The organism is Ruegeria sp. BB10 (assembly GCF_056535725.1).
This window is the reverse complement of the sequence record NZ_JBQFIW010000001.1, coordinates 3603955-3622625: the sequence shown is the minus strand read 5'-3', so window position 1 is coordinate 3622625 and position 18671 is coordinate 3603955. Positions and strand designations below refer to the sequence as shown.

Genomic DNA, 18671 nt, shown 5'->3' with positions numbered 1-18671 from the left:
AGACGAGCAGATGAGAGGTCTAACCGCAGCGTTGGCAGTGCTCTTGACTATGAGCGCGCCATTGACATCGAAAGAAATACAGGTTGGCAATGATCCAGGCGGGCGGATTCTGGACCGCAAGGTTCAGATCGAAATCGCCAATAGGACCAACGCGCGCATACACATTGTCGGGGATTACTGTAACTCCAGCTGCACCATGCTGTTGGGGGCAGACGATGTGTGTGTATCCTCCGAAACGCTTTTCGGGTTTCACGGCCCGTACCGAGTAAACCGGACAAAGATGACCGAAAAGGAATTCGACCAGAAAAGCACTTCGCTTGCCACGTACTACCCGCGACCGATAAGAAACTGGTTCATGTCCAAGGCAAGGTTTGTGGGCCCGGATGAGTTTCTGTATGTGTCCGGTGAATATCTGATAAGCATCGGCGTTCAAGAGTGCGCGTAAGTCTTCTGCAGGCTGTCACTTCTCACAACACCCCATATGCAGGTCGCACGACTCATGCGCATCCATTGAAACAGCGATTTGAGTGGAATGGCAGGGGCAGCAGGGTTCGAACCCGCGACCTACGGTTTTGGAGACCGTCGCTCTACCAACTGAGCTATACCCCTAAGGTGCGCCTCAGATATGCCAGCCGCGCGACGGACTCAAGAGGCTTTTTCAGATTCCGCGCGACAATTGCATTCGACAAACAAGTTGCGTGCGGCGTTGAGTTCTATAAGACACTGTTTGGTCAGTACGAGGGACCCCATCCGTGAGTATCCGCAAAAAGATCGCCGACAGCGAAGCCGTTCTGAACTGGGCTGCGCGCCGCATCGCAAGCTATATCCGGATGGTCAATCGCAACACCACATGGCAACGCATCGGGTACGACGAACTGGACCAGTTGGTCGAACAGGGTGAGCCGGTGATCGTGGTGCTGTGGCACCAAAGGCTGGCGCAATCCCCCTATTTCTTTCCTTTGGAAAAAGGGCCGATCTGTTCGATCACCTCATCCGCAAGAGCGGGTAGTATGGTGGGCCGAGTGCAGAAACTGTTCGGCATGGATACCATCGCCATGACCAGCAAAAACGCAAATAACATTGCGATATCGCGCCAAGTGATCGGCAAGATTAAGCAGGGCATTTCCATAGGCATCGCCGCGGACGGTCCGCGCGGTCCCGAACGGGTACTGTCAACTGTGCCTCTGGTCTGGGCGCGCACCTCGGGCAAGCGGGTGTTCGGCATCACCTTTTCGGCAGAACATGGCCGCGAGGCCGGGACATGGGATCGTCTTTTGATGCCGCGCCCCTGGCGGAACAAGGGTGTCTTTCTGTGCCGGGAATGGACTGAAACCGTGCCGCGCAAAGCGTCCGAAGAACAGATCGAAACCCTGCGCCAAAGCCTTGAGCAGCACATGAACGACATCACCGCCGAAGCCGACCGCATGGTCGGGCGCGAACCGTGGTCGCCTAAGGGTTAACCGCCCCTCAGCCGTTGCATCAGATAGATTTCGCTACCTTCGGGGATCGGTTCGGTTAACCCGCTGGCGATGACCCGCCCGTCGATGGCGATGGACACCCCCGCATCAATCGGGGCCTGCAATTGCGGATGAATCTTCACCAGTTCTCGCAGCAACTCGCCTGTGGTCTTGGCCTCAACCTCCACCATCTGCTGGCCCCCGGTCAGTGACCGGAGGCTGGACCAGAGGTGAACCTCAACCATTGTCCTTAAGCGCCGCCAGAATGCGGGGCGGTGACATCGGCAGTTGCTTCATCCGAACGCCCGCCGCATGCGACACCGCATTTGCGATGGCGGCCAAAGGTGGCACGATGCCCGTCTCACCCACACCACGCACGCCAAACGGATGGCCGGGGTTGGGCACTTCGACAATCACCGTGTCGATCATCGGCAAGTCACTGGCGACAGGGATACGGTAATCCAGGAAGATCGAGTTCTGCAGGCGGCCATCCTCGCCATAGATATATTCCTCGTTCAGTGCCCAGCCGATGCCTTGCGCGGCACCGCCCTGATACTGGCCTTCCACATAGGTAGGATGGATCGCCTTACCCGCGTCCTGAATGACCGTATAGCGGGTAACCGCAGTCTTGCCTGTTTCCGGATCGACCTCAGCATCAACGATATGGGTGCCAAAGGATACGCCTGCGCCTTCTGGCGTGGCCTCGAAATGGCCCGAGATAGGCCCGCCGGTTTGACCCATGTGGGCGGTGATATCGGCCAGTGGGCGCGGGTCGAAATCACCCGCGTTTGGACCCGAAGGTACAGCGCAGCCGTTTTCCCATTTCACAGCATCCGCCGGAATTCCCCAGCTGGCGGCAGCTCGTTCGCACAGCTTTTCAACCGCGTGTTTTGCTGCCTTGATGGTTGCCAAGCCGCTTGCATAGGTCACGCGCGAACCATGCGAAACGTCGTTATACCCCAGCGTCGCCGTATCGGCGACGGTCACACGGATGTTCTCATACGGAATGCCCAGAACCTCAGCCGCCATCAGCGCCATTGACGCGCGTGAGCCACCGATATCGGGCGTACCCACCATCAACTGTGCCGAGCCATCCTCGGACAGCGCCAGCGAAACCGACGTTTCACCCCCGTGGTTGAACCAGAACCCGCAGGAAATCCCACGGCCCTGCCCCGGCTTCAGCGGGGCCGAGTAATGCGGGTGGGCCTTCGCGGCCTCAAGCGTTTCCACCAAACCGATCCGCTCATACGTCGGGCCATAGCTGGCTTTGGTGCCTTCATGGGCGGCGTTTTTTAGACGAACTTCGATCGGATCGAGGCCCAGCTTCTTACACAGCTCGTCAATCACCGATTCAACCGCAAAAGCCCCCATCGGTGCACCCGGCGCGCGGTAAGCGGCCTGTTTCGGGCGGTTGGCCATCACGTCATACCCAATCTGGCTGACATTGGTCAGGTTATAGGGTGCAAAGGCACACATGGCGGTCATGTCACCCGGGGCGCCCGGAAACGCCCCGCCCTGCAGGCGGAACACGCCTTGGGCTGCCGAGATGGTGCCATCCTTCTTCATCCCGATCTTGATATCCATCGACGCCGAGGATGTCGGGCCAGTGGCCCGGAACACCTCGGACCGGGTCATCACCAGCTTAACCGGGCGGTTCGCCTTGCGGCTCAGTGCCAGCGCGACAGGTTCGATGAAGACTGTGGTTTTACCGCCAAAACCACCACCAATCTCGGACGCAGTCACGCGCAGTTGCGAGGTTTCGATACCCAATAGCGCCGCGCAGGTCTTTTGCGCGATCCAGTGGCCTTGAGTGGTACACCACAGCTCACCCTTACCGTCGTTGCCCAACATGCCCAAACAGGCATGCGGCTCGATGTACCCCTGATGGGTTGCCTCGGTGACAAAGCTGTCTTCGATAATCAAGTCAGCTTCGGCAAAGCCAGCTTCTACATCGCCGTGCCCGCTTTCGTGGTACCGCACGACGTTCGGGTGCATCCCCTCGGGCACGGAATAATCCGCAGCACCTTCGCGTAAGACCGGCGCATCCGGCTCCATCGCTTTGTCTACGTCGGTGACGTGCGGCAGCACCTCGTATTCAACCTCGATCAGCTTGAGCGCATCGCGCGCCGCCAAAGCCGAGGTCGCCGCCACAGCCGCGACTGCGTGCCCGTCATAGAGCGCCTTTTCACCCGCCATGACGTTTTCCAGAACATTCCAGAATTCACCCTCAAGGCCGGGTTTGAACGGCACTTCGGCAAAATCCGCGCGGGTGACGACGGCTTTGACATCCTTGTGCGCTTCGGCCTGCGAGGTGTCGATCTTCACAATCCGTGCGTGGGCGTGGGGCGAACGCAGGATCGCGCCGTGTAGCATGCCTGGCGCGGAAACATCCGCCCCGAACTTGGCGCGACCAGTGACCTTGTCTAACCCATCAGGCCGGTTTGGGCGCGTTCCAACGAAGGTGAATTGTGTTTTACGATCGTCGAGTGCCATTACGAAGCCTCCCGCAGTTCTTCGGCCGTTTCCATCACGGCGCGAATGATCTTGTCATACCCAGTGCAGCGGCACAGGTTGCCTGCCAGCCAGTACCGGGCCTCTTCCTCGGTCGGGTTGGGGTTCTTCTCCAGCAGCGATTTGGCCGCGACCAAAATGCCCGGCGTGCAGATACCGCATTGCAGGGCGGCATGCTCGATGAACTTTTTCTGCAGCGGATGCAGAACGTCACCCTCCGCGATGCCTTCGACGGTTTCGATCTGCTTACCATCGGCCTCGACCCCTAACATCAGGCAGGAACAGACCAAACGGCCATCAACGGTGACCGAGCATGCGCCGCAATCGCCGGTGCCGCAGCCCTCTTTCGCACCAGTCAGGTTCAGCTTGTCGCGCAGGCAATCCAGCAGGGTTTCGCGCGGATCGCAAAGGTAATCGACCGCGTCACCATTCACGGTGGTGGATACGTGGAACTTGCTCATGCTTCCTCTCCCTTGGCGCGGGCATAGGCGATTTTCGCGGCGCGCTTGGCCAGAACGCCGGCGACTTCGGTACGGAATTCGATAGTGCCGCGTTTGTCGTCAATCGGGTTGCAGGCGGCGGATGCCGCAGCGGCCAGTGCATCCAATGAAGCGTCGTCCAGCGCGCTGCCGATGATGGCCTTGGCACAGTCCTCAACCAGCAGAACGGTCGGCGCGACAGCGCCCAATGATACGCGCGCCTCGGTGACGGTGTCCCCGTCCAGACGCAGGCTGACGCCAACGCCAACCACGGCAATGTCCATCTCAGTGCGCGGGATAAAGCGCAGGTATGCGTCGCCGCCATTGTCGCCCCGTGCGGGGATGTGGACGGCCGAGATCAACTCGCCCTTGGCCAGCGACGTTCTACCGGGTCCGGTTGGGATGTCTTCGACCGCTACCTCACGGTCGCCATCCGGGCCGGTCACCGTGACCGTGACACCCGCCGCAACCATGGCAGGCACCGAATCCGCCGCCGGAGAGCCGTTGCACAGGTTGCCGGTCAGCGTCGCGCGCCCCTGAACCTGGGTCGAGCCGATCAGATCCATCGCCTCGACCACGCCGGGCCAGTCGCGACCCAGTTCCAGATGTTCGCTCATCTCGGCGCCAGTGGCAGCGACGCCCAGCGTCCAACTGCCGTCGGCGTTGCTGTTGATATCGCGCACGCCGTCGATCTTCTTTATGTCGATCAGCGTTTCGGGCGTCACAAGTTCTGATCGCAGTTGCACCAGAACATCGGTGCCGCCTGCCAGAAACCGTGTGATGCCCGTCGCGTTTGCGGCCAGTGCCGAAGCTTCGGCAAAGCTGGCGGGGCTGTGATAATCCATGAAATACCTCGCACCTGTTGATCAGGATTCACTGGGTTCAGAGGGGACGTTAGTGCAGCAGCATGGCCGCGTCCATGGCAGGAGCGACCAAATTTCATGTTACCCGATGTCGTTTCCAGACCTGAGGTCAGAGGTCGATCTCGATCACACCGTCTGGCTGCGCCGCGCGACTTTGGCACAGGATCATCGCATCCGCGCGTTGCTGGTTCGACAGAACGAAATCGCGATGTTCAATGTCTCCCGAAATCACACCGCATTTGCAGACCCCACATATGCCGTCTGAGCATTTGACGTCCACGTGAATCCCCGCCTCGGTCAACACCTGTGCGGCGTCCTTTTCCACAGGTACGATCAATTCCCGACCCGATTTTGCCAGCCGTAAGGTGAACGGATGGTTTTCATATTCAGGCTGTTCAGGGACCGAGAAATACTCCAGATGCCGCGCGTCCTCGGGGAAGCCCTGCGCCTCGGCCGCTTGTATCACACTGTCCATGTAGCGGTCCGGCCCACAGGTATAAACGTGCCAACCCGGTTGGTAGCCCGACAGAACCGCATCCAGATCGGCGCGGGTGCCTTCGTCCGAGAAATGAAAATGTACATGTTCCGCCCAGGGCATCGCCGCCAGATCGTCCAGATATCCGGCGCTGGCACGGGTGCTGGAGGAATAATGAAGCACAAACGGCTTGCCCAGCGCGTGCAAACGGTGGGCAAAGGCGATCATGGGGGTAATGCCAATCCCGCCGCCCATCAAAAAGGTCTTGGTGGCCGTCTCATCCAATTCGAAATGGTTGATCGGTTTTGAGATGAACACCTTGCGCCCTTCGTTAAAGATGCGGTGCAAAAGGGCTGAGCCGCCGCGCCCGTCATCCTCGCGCAGCACTCCGATTTGATAGGAGGACCGGTCAGACGGATCGCCGGACATAGAATACTGCCGCAGGAATTCCGGCGCGACCAGCACGTCCAAATGCGCCCCTGCGGTCCAGTCGGGCAAGGGCGCGCCGTCGATGGCCGCAAATTCGTACTTGGTCACATCCGCCGTCATCTTGTCGACTTTGGTCAGCTCAACCCGCATCACTGGCGCGTCGCCCGCAATAGTGTAGCGGTGGATTACCGACACATCACCGGCCGCTTTGCGGGCCTTGTATTCCTCAGCCGTGACCATCGCTTGATAGGCGGTAATCCCGGCTTCGCGATCCATAGCAAAGGGATAGGGCCAGGGGTGCGGCGCCAGATAGGCAGGGTAGACGGCCAAAGTCTGATCTTCGTATTTCAGGTCAAGGTCTGTTTGCAGACCACGCCGGTTCAGCGGGTGAGCGGTGGGGCGATAGGCACCATCAGTCTGCAGTTCGATATCCCACCACCACTTCTTGACGTCGTTCAAACCGCCATTTCCGACCGCATCATCCAGCTTTGCCAAAACAGGCGCAGCTTGCGGCAGGTTAATCGCGGCCCAGCGAAAGGGCCGCTCTTGAAATATACCTTCAAGGTTCCACGGGCAGGTTTTCATGCACCGCCCGCACATGGCCCCACCTGACGTGCCGATCCGGTACGTGGCACATTTCTGGCTGTCGGATTTCCAGATTTCATAGCCGTTGAACATCAGTTTCGGTCCGGCCGTGATCGCCCCCGAAGGACATTCACGCGCGCATTTGTTGCATGCCTCGCAAAAGCTCTGCAGACCGAAATCGATGGGCTTGTCGTGGCTAACCGGCATATCCGTTGTCACCACACCGGACTTCAGGCGCGGACCCAGATAGGGGTTCAGGATCACCTCTCCGATCCGACTGACCTCACCCAGACCAGACAGAAGCAACAGCGGCGGTTGCAGCACTTCGCCGTCCATGACGGTATGCGCTTTGGCCTTGTATCCGAGGTTACGGATTTGCTGCGCAATCACGCCGCCAAGAAGGGAAAACCGCAAGTAAGCCCGCATGGACTGGCTGACCGCGATCCAGTCGTCACCACTGGACCCTTCCATGGTTTCACGCCCCTGGTCGATGATCATACTGATCGCCTGATCATGCGGGGGGTTGATTTCCTCTCCAGCAGCGTCGTGGGAATACCAGCTCCATTCAGGGCACCGGCTGAGGCCAACGGCATCGGCACTTAGAAAATAGCTTGCGGCCTTAATATTCGCGGCATTGCGCGCGGCATCGGTAGGCTGCGACACCTCAGCACTTTCACCATCCTGCAAAAGCACGAAGGCCCCAAGCGCCCGGCGCTGCGCAAAGCTGGGGGCAGATTTGCGGACATAATGCCCACCCTTTGCGGCGTCCTGCAGCGGTTTGCCCATATCGCCAAACAACGCACGGGCGAACATGTCAGCACGCTTGGGGACGCGGGCGACATCTTCTTCGTCGATATAAGTGGTAGGGCTCTCAACGCGTTTAAGCTTTTCGAACGGATGTGCGCCGTCCACATAGCGCCGTTTGGCGTAAACGTCGCGGTTCAAGGCGTTCTTGGCAAACCCGGTGCCCAACCACCAGGCCGGACCCTGTGTGTGAATCCACGGCTGTTGCGCCATGGGCATCAGAGGCTGGTCATGCGTGATCTCTAACTCGGTCGTTACGGCGGCCAGACCGAACCGTTTGCCCAACCACGGGGCCACTATGTCGCCACCCTCAACCGTGGCTAGACCCGCCGCCACTGCCAGCCGGCCCAGATCAACCTCGGACGACATCGCGGTATGCGCCCGCGCATCATAACCCAGCAGGCGGATGTAATTGGCGATCACCACCGCGTTCTCGGTCGCCAGCAGACAGGCACGATGATCCTGCGCGTCGATGATCCACTCGGCCCCTGGCTCGGCCGGGTCTGGATCACGATTGTGTTCGTACAGAAAAACGATGGTGTGGCGATGCGTGTCCATCGGTTTGGGCGCGGCCTCCATGCTTTCCTTCAGGTCCGCCATGATCAGGTCGATCCCCGAAGCCAACGTCTTGGTCTGTCGCGTCTTCAGCGCATGGGCCAACCGGTCGATATCGGGGTTGCGACGTGGCTCAGACAACAACGCCTCAGACGTCAACGGGCCGCAGCCCATCATCGAGGCATCATTGAAATAGCCAAATGCCTTAAGGTGGTTGGCGCGCTCGGACGGGTCCGCCGGAATCTCTGATCTCACCGGATTCACGAACCCGTCGCGGATGGCGTCCATCATCGCTTGAAACTCACCCATCGCGTTGACGATGCTTTCGGGCTGGTCCGGTTGGCGAAATCTCAGCTTTGGCATCGGGGGCACAACAGACAGATCCGGCATCTCGATCTGCCGCGCCAACCGCTCCAGCGGATACCCGCCCATATGGACAGGTCTGTTCTTATCCGAGAAAAAGCGGATTCCCATTGCGCGCCTCCTGTTGCTGACTTTCACCTAATGCGCCGTAGACAGCAAATCCATTCATGAATAGTCATAGATGATATGAGCAAAACTGATTTCACCGATCTGGACGGCAAAGTCTTGCGCACCTTTCTGACGATCCTCGAGGAAAGCTCGGTTTCAAAGGCTGCCGACCGGTTGGGTGTGACGCAATCAGCAATCAGCCACACGCTGGCCAAACTGCGGCAGGTTCTGGGGGATCCGTTGTTCGTGCGCTCGGGTCAAGGCCTGACCCCGACCGAGCGCGCCTTATCGCTGAAAGAGCCGGTACAACAGGTGCTGGACGGCATGCGGGCGCTGACTGACGAGCGTCCGTTTGATCCGCTGGCCGATGAGATCAGCATCCAGATCGCCACCAACGACATGCCGCGCGACCTGATCTTTCCGCCATTGCTGCACGCGCTTCGGGCCGAAGGCGTGCGCCTGCGGCTGGGGTTCATCCCGTCCGGCGTCCCCGACCCCGACCTGCTGCGCAGCGACCGGTGTCAGTTGATGCTGACCCCGCTGCCGCCCGATGGGCCGGATATTTTTCAAAAACGCGTACTGATCAGCCCGCTAATGATTTTCTACGATGCCGATCAGCGCAATCCGCCAGACAGTTGGCAGGCCTATTGCCAGTCTGAGCATATTGAAGTGCGATTTACCGACGGACGCAGTTCCCGCGCTGTGATGCGTGGTGTGGACCAAAGCCAGATCCGGCCACCAACCGTCACCCTGCCGCATTTCCACGCGATTCCGTCCTTTGTGAAGGGCAGCGACCTGATATCGACGGACACTGTGCTGATGAAACACGGGCCGTTGGCGGCACTGGACTGCGCGCCACTGCCGTTCGAGTGCGAGCCGGTCTCGATCTACATGGTCTGGCATCAACGCTCGGCCAATGACCCGGCCCATCGCTGGTTGCGCGCACGGATCGAGACCATCGCCACGACGCTGCAGAATTGATCACCGGGGCGGTCGCGGATCAGAACCGTGCCTTGATCAGATGCATCAACGTCGCGCCCGTCTCGAAATAAGCACGTCGCAGGGCGGTCCAGCTTTCGCGGTATTCAGGAACCGCAGGCACAGGCAGCAGGCTCGGGTCGTCCTGCAGCAGGCTTTCTGCCATTAAGCGGCCAAAAACCGTACCCGGACCGATGCCCCGTCCAGAATATCCGTGTGCTGAAAGGGCATTGGGACCGATCTGCGTGATCTTGGGGATGTGGTCCGAGGTCATGGCGATGCGCCCATGCCAACCTTGGGTCAACGACTGACCGGAAAGTTGTGGAAACAGCTCGGCCAGCTTGCGCCTGCACCAAGCCGCGTGAACCGCCCGGCCCGCCTGCCCCAGATCGCCCATGCCCCCGATTATCAGCCGCCCTTCGGCATCCATACGGAAAGAGGTCATGACCAACCCGGTGTCCCAGCACCCCTCCGCCTCCGGCAGAATGCTGGCCCGCAGATTGTCCGACAACGGAGCCGTAAAGAACTGGAAGTAATAGACCGGAACATAGTCCGGGGCGGTATCTTGAAGACCCTGATGATAGGCATTGGTGGCCTGAATTAACGATTTCGCCCGCACCGAGCCATGCGGGGTTTTCAGCACCCATTGACCGTTGTCGTACTGCGTCGACTGCACCGGGCATTGGGTGGCAATCCGCGCCCCGGCCTCGGCAGCGGCACGGGCCAGACCACGCACATAGCCCAATGGGTGAATCGTCCCCGCACGCGGATCAAACAGCGCGCCATGGAATGCCGCGCTGCCAGTCCGTTGGGTAGCCTGATTGGCGGGCAGCAATTTAACCGGGGCTCCCGTGGCGCTCAACTGGGCGTGGCGCCTCTGCAAATCCTGCAGGCCCGAGGCGGAATGCGCGCAGTGTAACGTCCCATTGCGAACAGGATCACAGTCGATGCCATGCCGTTCGATCAGGTCAAACACATCCGCAGGTGCCGCGGCCAAAAGATCGATCAACCGATCCCCGGCCCGCTTGCCCAGATGCGCGCGGATATCCTCGGGTGGCAACCACAGCCCCGCATTCGCCAGACCGACGTTTCGGCCTGAACCGCCGTGGCCAATGCCTTGCGCCTCCAACAGGCAGACCGACGCCCCGGCCTGCGCTGCCGTCAATGCTGCGGAACAGCCAGTATAGCCGCCGCCGATTACGGCCAGATCAACTGTTAGATCACCGCTTAGGGGGCGGTCTTCCACATGCTCGCGGCAGGTTTTCAACCACAGGGATTGGTCGTGGTCACTCACGCTGGGCTCCAGAATTTTGCGCGGATCATCGGGGCTGATTCAGCCGGTTGCAAGTGCCCTTTGATCATCACGGCCCATTGCGATCAGAAACGGCTCGACCTGTTGCCGCGCCTGAAACGCCGCCTTGTCCGAAATGCCCTTCCAATCGGCCAGAACCAGTGATTGCGCCACGGCCCCCCCCAGGGTCGCGCCCGGGCCGGTGACGATGAACAGGTCCGGGGCGAACTCGCGCGCAGCGGTCTGGATGGCGCGGGTAAAGTCATAGGTCTCGGTCACCTGATGGCCCAGAGTGTAATCCCAAAGCGCCTGCGTATCTGTCGCGCCCGGCCACCAGATTTTGCCGCGCCCATCGATCAAGGGGCGATCAGGCTGCGCAAACAGATCCGGTGCCAGTCGCGCGCGCCCTTCTGCAGCGACCGGAGTCTGCAAGGACGTATGAAACGCCGCGTGGTTCGCCAACCGCATCGGAAAGCGTTCCTGTATAACAGGCTGAGAAGCTTCGAACGCCTTCAACCCCGCTTCGTTCCCGGCCAGCACCAACATCCCACCCAGATCGATGGACAGCGCCAGATCACACCCGTCGGTTGCGTTGATCCGCGCCACATCCGCCAGCAACTCGGCCTTGCGCGCCGGAGCATCCCGCCAATCGTCGCCCGCATATGGATAGACAAGCTGCCCGCCAATAAGCTGTTCCTGCATCAGCGTGCCCATCGTGTTCACCACCCGAAAACCATCCTGCGGCGACAGCGCACCACCAACGGCCAGGGCAATATACCAGCCCATCGAATTGCCGGTGACCGCGACAACCTCGATATCGTCCGCCAAAGCCTGCGCATCGGCAAACGAGGCCGCATAAATTAAGGGCGAGGCCACATCGCCCCGCGAATACTTGGACATCGTATACCGGCCTGCACCATCCAGGGCGGTCACGGCGTCCTGCCCCGTCTCGGCACGGATGGCGTCGAAGTTGTGGAACAGGTCCATCCACTGCGCGTGATGGCGGTGCAGAAAGCCCAGCTCGGGCTTGTTATAGGTGCCCCGACCGGGGCAGATGACGACGGCTGTGCGGGTCATTGGCGGCCTCCGGCCAGTTTCAGCGCGGCGGCAACGATACCGCCCTTGGATGGCAGTGGCGCGGCATAGGCCGGACCCGTGGCGATAAAGCAATCCTCGGCCACAACGCGTGCGGTTGGCGTTGCGGGATTTTCTTCGGCGAAGAATGTCATCAGCGCCTCGGACTGGCTGCCGGTGCGGCGGCATTCATCCACGACCAGAACATGTGCGCAGGGCTTGGTGGCCTCGCGCAGGGCCTCGACTGGCAAAGGCGCCAGCCAGCGCATGTCGATGATGCGCGTCTTTATCCCGGCTGCGTCCAGTTTGGGCAGCGCCTGTTGCGACAGGTAATGCCCGTTGCCATAGGTCACGATGGCCAGATCGGTACCATCCCCATGCACACCAACCTCACCCAACGAAATACGTTGATCCGGCGAAGGGTAGGTGGTCATCCATCCGCCATCTTGCGCCCCGTGCAAATCGCGCATCGGATACAGCGCGATGGGCTCTAGAAACACCACCACCCTTTGCTCTTCCCGCGCCAACCGCACGCATTCACGCAGCATCTGTGCCGCATCTGCACCAGAGGACGGACAGGCAATGATCACGCCGGGAATGTCGCGCAGCACCGCCAGGGAATTGTCGTTGTGGAAATGCCCGCCGAACCCTTTCTGATACCCCAGCCCCGCAATCCGCAGCACCATCGGGTTCGTGAACTGCCCGTTCGAGAAGAACGGCAGCGTCGCGGCCTCGCCCCTGATCTGATCCTCGGCATTGTGCAGGTAGGCCAGGAACTGAATTTCGGGGATCGGAATAAAGCCGTTGTGCCCCATTCCTATCGCCAGCCCAAGTATGGATTGCTCGTCCAACAGCGTGTCGATCACCCGATCCGGACCAAAGCGTTGTTGCAATTTCTGCGTCACACCATAGACGCCTCCCTTACGGCCCACGTCTTCACCCATACAGACGACTTCACCGTGTTCCAGCATCAGATCTGTCAGCGCCCAGTTGATCAGGCGGCTCATGGGCTGGGGGTCATTCATCGCCCGCAAATCGCCGCCAAAGGCTTTGGCGCGCGCCTCGGCATCCAGGCCGTTGGTAGGTTTGCAGATACGTTTCGGTGGAACCAGACTGGCCACCACCTCGGCGGCATCTGACAAGTGAGGGCGGGTGGCGGCCTCGGCGGCGATGCGATCCGTGCGGGCGCAGGTGTCATTGTAAATCTTCAACGCCTGATCCGGCTGCAACGCGCCCGCTTGATCCAACAAACGCACAGTATGCAGCAGCGGGTCGTTGGCCTCATCAGCTTCGACCTCGGCTTTCGACAGGTAGGTGGTCGGCACATCCGCCCCGGCGTGACCGTAGAGGCGCACTGTTTTCAGGTGCAGAAAGGCGGGCTTTCGGCGGGTTCGCACGTAATCGGCGGCTTCCTTGGCCACGGCGTAAGTCTCGAATATGTCTAACCCATTGGCTTGGAAATACTTGACGCCCGGCCGATGCTCCATCGACGATTGAATCCAGCCCTTCGGTGTCTTTACCGAGATTCCGATCCCGTTATCCTCGCACACGAACAACAACGGTAACGGCGTCGATTGCACGCTGGTCCAACCGGCCGTGTTGAACGCCCCCTGCGCGGTCGAATGGTTGGCCGAAGCATCCCCAAAAGAACAAACAGCAATCCCGTCCAAGGGCAACTCGCGGTGTTCCGGATCATGCCGCCGCGCCGCGCCCAGGCTATAGGCCGCGCCCACCGCTTTGGGCAGGTGGCTGGCAATGGTCGAGGTCTGCGGCGGGATCCTCAGCGCCTTTGACCCCAGCACCTTGTGTCGCCCGCCCGAGGTCGGGTCATCCTTGGAACACGCAAAGCTAAGCAACATGTCCCAGGCGATCTGCTGGCCCGGCACCTGTTCGGCCCGGGCAATCTGAAACGCCGCATCGCGATAATGCAGAAAGGCAATGTCGGTCGGGCGCAGCGCATGGGCGACGGCTGCCATCCCCTCGTGCCCCGATGAACCTATCGTATAGAAGCCCTGCCCCGCCTTCTGCATCGCACGGCTGGTGCGGTCCAGCGCACGGCTGAGGACTTGCGACCGAAACAATGACACCGCATCGGGGTTGCTCAGACCCGGTCTGGGGGCGGCCCCGTCGGGTAAATCGCGCTGTGCGACTCGGGTCAGGAAATTCTCGTGAACGATCTGAGCGCGATCCATGGCCAGTTCCCTGATCCTGTGTGACTTAATCCGGAGTGTTGCCGCAGCAGCACCCCCTTTCTTGCAGGCATTCGAGGGCAGAGGCAAAAGAAAGCCGCAAGCACCCGGGAAATAAACCTCCGATCCGATGCACCGGCTTACACGCGCATACCCTGAAGAAATACCTGCATTTGTATCGGGCTGGCGCGCGGCAAAAGCCAGTGATATTCCTTTCGAAAGGTATGAGGATTTGTCATATGATCGCCCCGCGCCGCTTTTTGCCCTCGATCCCCTCTTTGCTGGCGCTTGAGGCCGTTGATCGCCTTGGCAGCGCCTCTGCCGCCGCCGAAGAACTGTCACTGACGCAAAGCGCAATCAGCCGTCAGCTCAAGACGATGGAGGAACAGCTTGGCGTCGCCCTTATCCAGCGCAGCCAGATGCGGTTGCATCTGACGCCTGCGGCAAAGGAATATGTCCAGGTCGCCCGCAAAGCGCTGAACCAACTGGCGCAGGCGTCGCTGAAGCTCAAGGCCAACCCGACCGGAGGGTCGCTAAACCTGTCGATCCTGCCTGCATTCGGCATGCACTGGCTGGCGCCACGCCTGCAGGATTTCGCCCGCCGCCATCCAGAAGTCACGGTAAATCTGAATACGCGGCTGCGGCCCTTTGATTTCGACACGGAACAATTCGACGCCGCGATCCACTTTGGTCAACGCGACTGGGCCGGTGTGAATTACCTGCCCATTATGCGCGAAGATGTAGTGCCCGTTTGCGCACCCGATATGCTGCCCGACGACAGCGATGACATTGAGTGGTTGATCAAAGCGCCCCTGTTGCATTTGGAAACACGCCCCGAAGCCTGGGAGAAATGGTTCGCCGCACAAGGCCGCGAGGTTTCTGGGATACAGGGAATGCTATTCGATCAGTTCTCGACCATGGGACAGGCCACTATCCACGGGCTGGGCGTGGCATTGCTCCCAAGTTACTTGATCGAAGCTGATCTGGCAGCGGGGCGGCTTGTCCCAGCGTGGCACGGTCCGGGTGTCAGCCTTGGGAATTTCTATCTGGTCTGGCCACAATCGCGGGCGGAATCCGAACCACTCAGATCATTCCGAGCGTGGCTGCAAGGTCAGATTGATCAGGCCCCCAACACGTAAGCCAGAGGTGCAATGCGGCTCTGCGCCGCCTTCGGCCTTGCGTGCTGCGGAAGGAGGAGGGGCCAGGCAGGCGCGCGCATAGCCCGCGCCTGCCTGGCCCAACGGGAGGATATGTTTCGCCAGAAACATTGATGACGGGCGGGAGTAACCGGTCTGATTAAGTATCCAAAGATCGGGCAATGAGTTCCTTCATGATCTCATTGGTGCCGCCATATATCATCTGAACGCGGGCATCTGCGTAAAGGCGGGCAATCGGGTATTCCATCATGAACCCATACCCACCGAACAGCTGCAAGCATTCGTGCATGATTTCGTTTTGAACTTCCGACCCCCAGTATTTCACCATCGAAGCGGTCGCCGCATCCAGCGTGCCAGCTTCAAGCCGCGCGATGCAATCATTGACGAAGCTGCGCAAAACCTCAGCCTTGGTCTTGCACTCGGCCAGCTTGAAGCGGGTGTTCTGGAAATCCATCACCCGTTGACCAAATGCCTTGCGTTCTTGCGTGTACTTCACCGTCTCAGCAATGGCGAAATCAATTGCGCCCAGCGCACCGATGCCAATCGTCAGGCGTTCCCAGGGCAATTGGTTCATCATTTGGTAGAACCCCTGCCCCTCTTCCGCGCCCAGAAGGTTGGTCATAGGCACCTTAACGTCTTCAAAGAACAGCTCAGCCGTGTCATTGGCCTTCATCCCTAGCTTCTTGAGGTTACGCCCCTTGCGAAAGCCCTCGGCGCTCTCGGTCTCAACCCCAATCAGTGAAACCCCTTTTGAGCCCAGCGCCTTGTCCGTCTTGCACGCCACAAGGATCAAGTCTGCCGATTGCCCGTTGGTGATGAATATCTTGGATCCGTTCAAACGGTAGGAATTTCCATCCTTGTCGGCCGTCGTGCGAATGGCCTGCACATCCGAGCCGGTCCCGGGTTCGGTCATGGCAAGCGCGCCGACCATCTCGCCCGACGCCAGTTTCGGCAACCAGTTTTGCTTTTGATCTTCGCTGCCATAGGCGCTTATATAGTGGATAACGATAGATTGGATCGCATACCCCCACCCGGAATCCCCGTGCGAGGATTGCGCGTACATCGTAACTGCGTCAAATCCGATGCCACCACCTACACCGCCGTAAATCTCGGGGATCGCGCCCGCCATTAGCCCCATGTCGCCAGCCTTGCGCCACATGCCGCGATCCACGACACCATTTTCGATCCAGCGTTCGATGTTGGGGATCAGCTCATTATCCATGAACCGATCCGCCATTTCGGCAAACATCCGGTGTTCTTCAGTTACCCAACTGGCGGTCGTGGTAAATAGCTGCATGGGTATCCTCCCCAAATCTTTCGTTGATCAAGGTAGCTTTGGAGGCATTGCAATCCAATCCATCCAACGCGTTGGAACGTAACGTTCTTTTGAATGTTCGGGTCCGGTCAAGCCAGCGCCGCGTCCAGCAAGACCCGGGCAGCCGCCTTAGCATCCCCCGCCGGGTCACAGGTTTTCAAGAACACAGCCGTCACAATTGCGCCTTCCTGCAATAGAACAATCTGGCAGGCCAGATGTTCTGGATCACGGGCACCGGCCTTCCGCGCCAGATCGATAAAATGATCGAGCAATATGCGCTTGTGCTCGGCGGATTGCTTGTGGATCGGGTGGTCAATTTCCTGATACTCCGCCCCTGCCTTGATGAACATGCAGCCGCGGTATTCTTTCTCATCAAACCACTCGCCCAGCGCATCGAAACTGGCGAGCAACTGGCCGACAGGGGTATCTGCGAGCTCCTCGATCCGAGAAAAGAACTCTTTTCGGAAGTTCTCATCCCGCAACTGCAAGGCAGCCAGAATCAGCTCTTCCTTGGTGCGAAAGTGTTTGTACATCGAGGTTTTTGACACGCCCGTTTCCACCACCAGCTTGTCCATTCCGGTGGCGTGAAATCCGTCACGATAAAAGACCTGCAAAGACTTGCGGACCAGTTCATCGCGTTTGTTTGGGCGCATGTGTCACCTCCTGCATGTACAGATCAGTACATAATACCGCACTGTCCTCACGGCAACCGTAGAGTGCGCTGCGGTGAAATTTCAAAATAAGACTTGCAAAAGTTTACAGATCGGTACACATTGCCAACAAGATGTACCGATCTGTAAACCTTGGAGCGCGCAGATGAGACACCATGCCAGCCTTTTCCCACCCCAGTACGTCCCGGTTGTTTTAACCTTGGCGATGCTTGCAGCCATACTGACATGAAAGACCACGCAATGAGCCGGCCCCCTCTGCCCCCGTTCAGTCTGGAAACCGCCAAACAGAAAGTCCGAATGGCGGAAAACGCTTGGAACAGCCGCGACCCGGATGTGGTCACTCCGGCGTATACTGATGACAGCCAGTGGCGAAACAGGGCAGAGTTCCTAAACGGTCACGTCGAAATCCACGCCTTTTTGACCCGAAAGTGGAGCAAGGAACTGGACTATCGTTTAATAAAGGAACTGTGGGCCTTTTCCGGCAACCGTATCGCCGTGCGCTATGCATACGAATGGCGGGACGACAGCGGACAGTGGTTTCGGTCCTATGGCAACGAGAACTGGGAATTTGCACAAGATGGGCGGATGGCCAAACGCTATACCTCATTAAACGACTTACCAATTTCCGAGGGCGATCGCCTGTTTCATTGGCCACAAGGGCCCCGTCCCGATGATCACGCCGGGCTGTCTGACCTGGGGTTGTAAAGGGGTAAGAACATGCCGCGTGCCTTTTCCGAACTGACATTTACACCAGCCGTCCGTGCGCATCAGGAAAGGATGGGCTCAGCCAAGACTTACGCCAAGTTTGTTGACGGCGGTCCGCAGCAAGGCCATCAGATCGGACCGGTTGAAAAGGCCTTTATCGAGGCGCGCGATGGATTCTATCAGTCCACTGTTTCCGAGACCGGCTGGCCTTACGTTCAATATCGCGGCGGACCGATTGGGTTTCTAAAGGTTCTGGACCCACAGACCATCGGATACGCCGATTTCACGGGGAATAAACAGTATATTTCGCGCGGGAACCTGGATGGAAACGACCGGATCGCCCTGATCCTGATGGATTATACCAACCAAAGGCGCCTCAAGATTTTGGGTCGGGTGGAGTTTACTGAGGGCGCGGCCGCCGCCGCCGACCTTTATCCCGAAGGTGCTAAAGCCCCCGCCGAACGCGCCGTCCGAATTCGGGTCGAGGCGCTGGACTGGAACTGCCCCAGCAACATCACACCCCGCTTTACCGAAGCCGAGTTGCGCCCGCATCTTAACGCGCTGGGCCAGCAACTGGCTCAGTTACAGGCCGAGAACGAAAAACTAAGACAGCAACTAGCGCAACGGTCCTGACCCCGTTGCACCCAAAATTCGCAAACTAA

16 protein-coding genes and 1 tRNA gene are annotated in these 18671 nt (G+C 59.4%); 6 read left to right on the top strand and 11 right to left on the bottom strand.

Going from position 1 to position 18671, the window contains the following annotated elements:
- The first annotated feature begins 61 nt into the window (after positions 1-61).
- The gene (locus ACR3EP_RS18495; protein WP_480638916.1) at positions 62-445 is read left to right on the top strand and encodes a hypothetical protein; all 384 of its coding nucleotides are present in this window, start codon (positions 62-64) and stop codon (positions 443-445) included.
- An 88-nt stretch (positions 446-533) separates the two neighbouring features.
- Here the strand turns inward: ACR3EP_RS18495 and ACR3EP_RS18490 are convergent.
- Positions 534-609: transfer RNA gene (locus ACR3EP_RS18490), tRNA-Trp, on the bottom strand.
- Between the two features lie 143 nt (positions 610-752).
- Between ACR3EP_RS18490 and ACR3EP_RS18485 the strand changes: the two genes are divergently transcribed.
- Positions 753-1460: a lysophospholipid acyltransferase family protein gene (locus ACR3EP_RS18485; protein ID WP_170362068.1), complete on the top strand. Its 708-nt coding sequence runs from the start codon at positions 753-755 to the stop codon at positions 1458-1460.
- Here ACR3EP_RS18485 and ACR3EP_RS18480 read toward each other — a convergent pair.
- From ACR3EP_RS18480 to ACR3EP_RS18460, 5 genes are all read right to left on the bottom strand, one after another.
- Positions 1457-1702 carry a MoaD/ThiS family protein gene (locus tag ACR3EP_RS18480; protein WP_480638915.1) on the bottom strand — a complete coding sequence of 82 codons (246 nt, stop codon included), beginning with the start codon at positions 1700-1702 and terminating at the stop codon, positions 1457-1459. The genes ACR3EP_RS18485 and ACR3EP_RS18480 overlap by 4 nt on opposite strands.
- Positions 1695-3950 (bottom strand): xanthine dehydrogenase family protein molybdopterin-binding subunit, encoded by a 2256-nt coding sequence (locus ACR3EP_RS18475; protein ID WP_480638914.1) that lies wholly within the window; start codon positions 3948-3950, stop codon positions 1695-1697. The genes ACR3EP_RS18480 and ACR3EP_RS18475 overlap by 8 nt, the downstream gene beginning before the upstream one ends.
- The gene (locus ACR3EP_RS18470) at positions 3950-4429 is read right to left on the bottom strand and encodes a (2Fe-2S)-binding protein (protein WP_170350859.1); all 480 of its coding nucleotides are present in this window, start codon (positions 4427-4429) and stop codon (positions 3950-3952) included. The genes ACR3EP_RS18475 and ACR3EP_RS18470 overlap by 1 nt, the downstream gene beginning before the upstream one ends.
- On the bottom strand, positions 4426-5292 hold the full coding sequence (locus tag ACR3EP_RS18465; RefSeq protein ID WP_480638913.1) for an FAD binding domain-containing protein: 867 nt from the start codon (positions 5290-5292) through the stop codon (positions 4426-4428). The genes ACR3EP_RS18470 and ACR3EP_RS18465 overlap by 4 nt, the downstream gene beginning before the upstream one ends.
- A 127-nt stretch (positions 5293-5419) precedes the next feature.
- Positions 5420-8632 (bottom strand): 2Fe-2S iron-sulfur cluster-binding protein, encoded by a 3213-nt coding sequence (locus ACR3EP_RS18460; protein WP_480638912.1) that lies wholly within the window; start codon positions 8630-8632, stop codon positions 5420-5422.
- 75 nt (positions 8633-8707) lie between these two features.
- Between ACR3EP_RS18460 and ACR3EP_RS18455 the strand changes: the two genes are divergently transcribed.
- Positions 8708-9610: a LysR family transcriptional regulator gene (locus ACR3EP_RS18455; protein ID WP_170362063.1), complete on the top strand. Its 903-nt coding sequence runs from the start codon at positions 8708-8710 to the stop codon at positions 9608-9610.
- 19 nt (positions 9611-9629) lie between these two features.
- On the opposite strand, the gene ACR3EP_RS18450 is transcribed toward ACR3EP_RS18455, so the two are convergent.
- From ACR3EP_RS18450 to ACR3EP_RS18440, 3 genes are read right to left on the bottom strand one after another with little or no spacing between them, the layout of a single operon-like run.
- Positions 9630-10901 (bottom strand): NAD(P)/FAD-dependent oxidoreductase, encoded by a 1272-nt coding sequence (locus ACR3EP_RS18450; protein ID WP_480638911.1) that lies wholly within the window; start codon positions 10899-10901, stop codon positions 9630-9632.
- Between the two features lie 39 nt (positions 10902-10940).
- Positions 10941-11975, bottom strand: a complete 1035-nt coding sequence (locus tag ACR3EP_RS18445) for an ACP S-malonyltransferase (RefSeq protein ID WP_480638910.1) — start codon at positions 11973-11975, stop codon at positions 10941-10943.
- Positions 11972-14164: a dehydrogenase E1 component subunit alpha/beta gene (locus ACR3EP_RS18440; RefSeq protein ID WP_480638909.1), complete on the bottom strand. Its 2193-nt coding sequence runs from the start codon at positions 14162-14164 to the stop codon at positions 11972-11974. Before ACR3EP_RS18440 ends, ACR3EP_RS18445 begins: the two co-directional genes overlap by 4 nt.
- 236 nt (positions 14165-14400) lie before the next feature.
- Between ACR3EP_RS18440 and ACR3EP_RS18435 the strand changes: the two genes are divergently transcribed.
- Positions 14401-15300, top strand: a complete 900-nt coding sequence (locus ACR3EP_RS18435) for a LysR substrate-binding domain-containing protein (protein WP_480638908.1) — start codon at positions 14401-14403, stop codon at positions 15298-15300.
- A 157-nt stretch (positions 15301-15457) separates the two neighbouring features.
- On the opposite strand, the gene ACR3EP_RS18430 is transcribed toward ACR3EP_RS18435, so the two are convergent.
- Both ACR3EP_RS18430 and ACR3EP_RS18425 read right to left on the bottom strand, forming a co-directional pair.
- A complete protein-coding gene (locus ACR3EP_RS18430; RefSeq protein WP_480638907.1) occupies positions 15458-16615 on the bottom strand; it encodes an acyl-CoA dehydrogenase family protein in 1158 nt (385 codons plus the stop codon).
- Positions 16616-16722: 107 nt separating this feature from the next.
- A complete protein-coding gene (locus tag ACR3EP_RS18425; RefSeq protein ID WP_170350850.1) occupies positions 16723-17286 on the bottom strand; it encodes a TetR/AcrR family transcriptional regulator in 564 nt (187 codons plus the stop codon).
- A 258-nt stretch (positions 17287-17544) separates the two neighbouring features.
- On the opposite strand from ACR3EP_RS18425, the gene ACR3EP_RS18420 reads away from it, so the two are divergent.
- Positions 17545-18009 carry a nuclear transport factor 2 family protein gene (locus ACR3EP_RS18420; protein WP_480638906.1) on the top strand — a complete coding sequence of 155 codons (465 nt, stop codon included), beginning with the start codon at positions 17545-17547 and terminating at the stop codon, positions 18007-18009.
- A 12-nt stretch (positions 18010-18021) separates the two neighbouring features.
- Positions 18022-18642: a pyridoxamine 5'-phosphate oxidase family protein gene (locus tag ACR3EP_RS18415; protein ID WP_480638905.1), complete on the top strand. Its 621-nt coding sequence runs from the start codon at positions 18022-18024 to the stop codon at positions 18640-18642.
- Positions 18643-18671 lie beyond the last annotated feature (29 nt).

Excerpts from the sequence above, each read along its gene's own strand:
- ACR3EP_RS18480 (WP_480638915.1), bottom strand. The coding sequence starts at position 1,702 with ATGGTTGAGGTTCACCTCTGGTCCAGCCTCCGGTCACTGACCGGGGGC.
- ACR3EP_RS18475 (WP_480638914.1), bottom strand. The coding sequence starts at position 3,950 with ATGGCACTCGACGATCGTAAAACACAATTCACCTTCGTTGGAACGCGC.
- ACR3EP_RS18470 (WP_170350859.1), bottom strand. The coding sequence starts at position 4,429 with ATGAGCAAGTTCCACGTATCCACCACCGTGAATGGTGACGCGGTCGAT.
- ACR3EP_RS18465 (WP_480638913.1), bottom strand. The coding sequence starts at position 5,292 with ATGGATTATCACAGCCCCGCCAGCTTTGCCGAAGCTTCGGCACTGGCC.
- ACR3EP_RS18460 (WP_480638912.1), bottom strand. The coding sequence starts at position 8,632 with ATGGGAATCCGCTTTTTCTCGGATAAGAACAGACCTGTCCATATGGGC.
- ACR3EP_RS18455 (WP_170362063.1), top strand. The coding sequence starts at position 8,708 with ATGAGCAAAACTGATTTCACCGATCTGGACGGCAAAGTCTTGCGCACC.
- ACR3EP_RS18445 (WP_480638910.1), bottom strand. The coding sequence starts at position 11,975 with ATGACCCGCACAGCCGTCGTCATCTGCCCCGGTCGGGGCACCTATAAC.
- ACR3EP_RS18440 (WP_480638909.1), bottom strand. The coding sequence starts at position 14,164 with ATGGATCGCGCTCAGATCGTTCACGAGAATTTCCTGACCCGAGTCGCA.
- ACR3EP_RS18435 (WP_480638908.1), top strand. The coding sequence starts at position 14,401 with ATGATCGCCCCGCGCCGCTTTTTGCCCTCGATCCCCTCTTTGCTGGCG.
- ACR3EP_RS18430 (WP_480638907.1), bottom strand. The coding sequence starts at position 16,615 with ATGCAGCTATTTACCACGACCGCCAGTTGGGTAACTGAAGAACACCGG.
- ACR3EP_RS18425 (WP_170350850.1), bottom strand. The coding sequence starts at position 17,286 with ATGCGCCCAAACAAACGCGATGAACTGGTCCGCAAGTCTTTGCAGGTC.
- ACR3EP_RS18420 (WP_480638906.1), top strand. The coding sequence starts at position 17,545 with ATGAGCCGGCCCCCTCTGCCCCCGTTCAGTCTGGAAACCGCCAAACAG.
- ACR3EP_RS18415 (WP_480638905.1), top strand. The coding sequence starts at position 18,022 with ATGCCGCGTGCCTTTTCCGAACTGACATTTACACCAGCCGTCCGTGCG.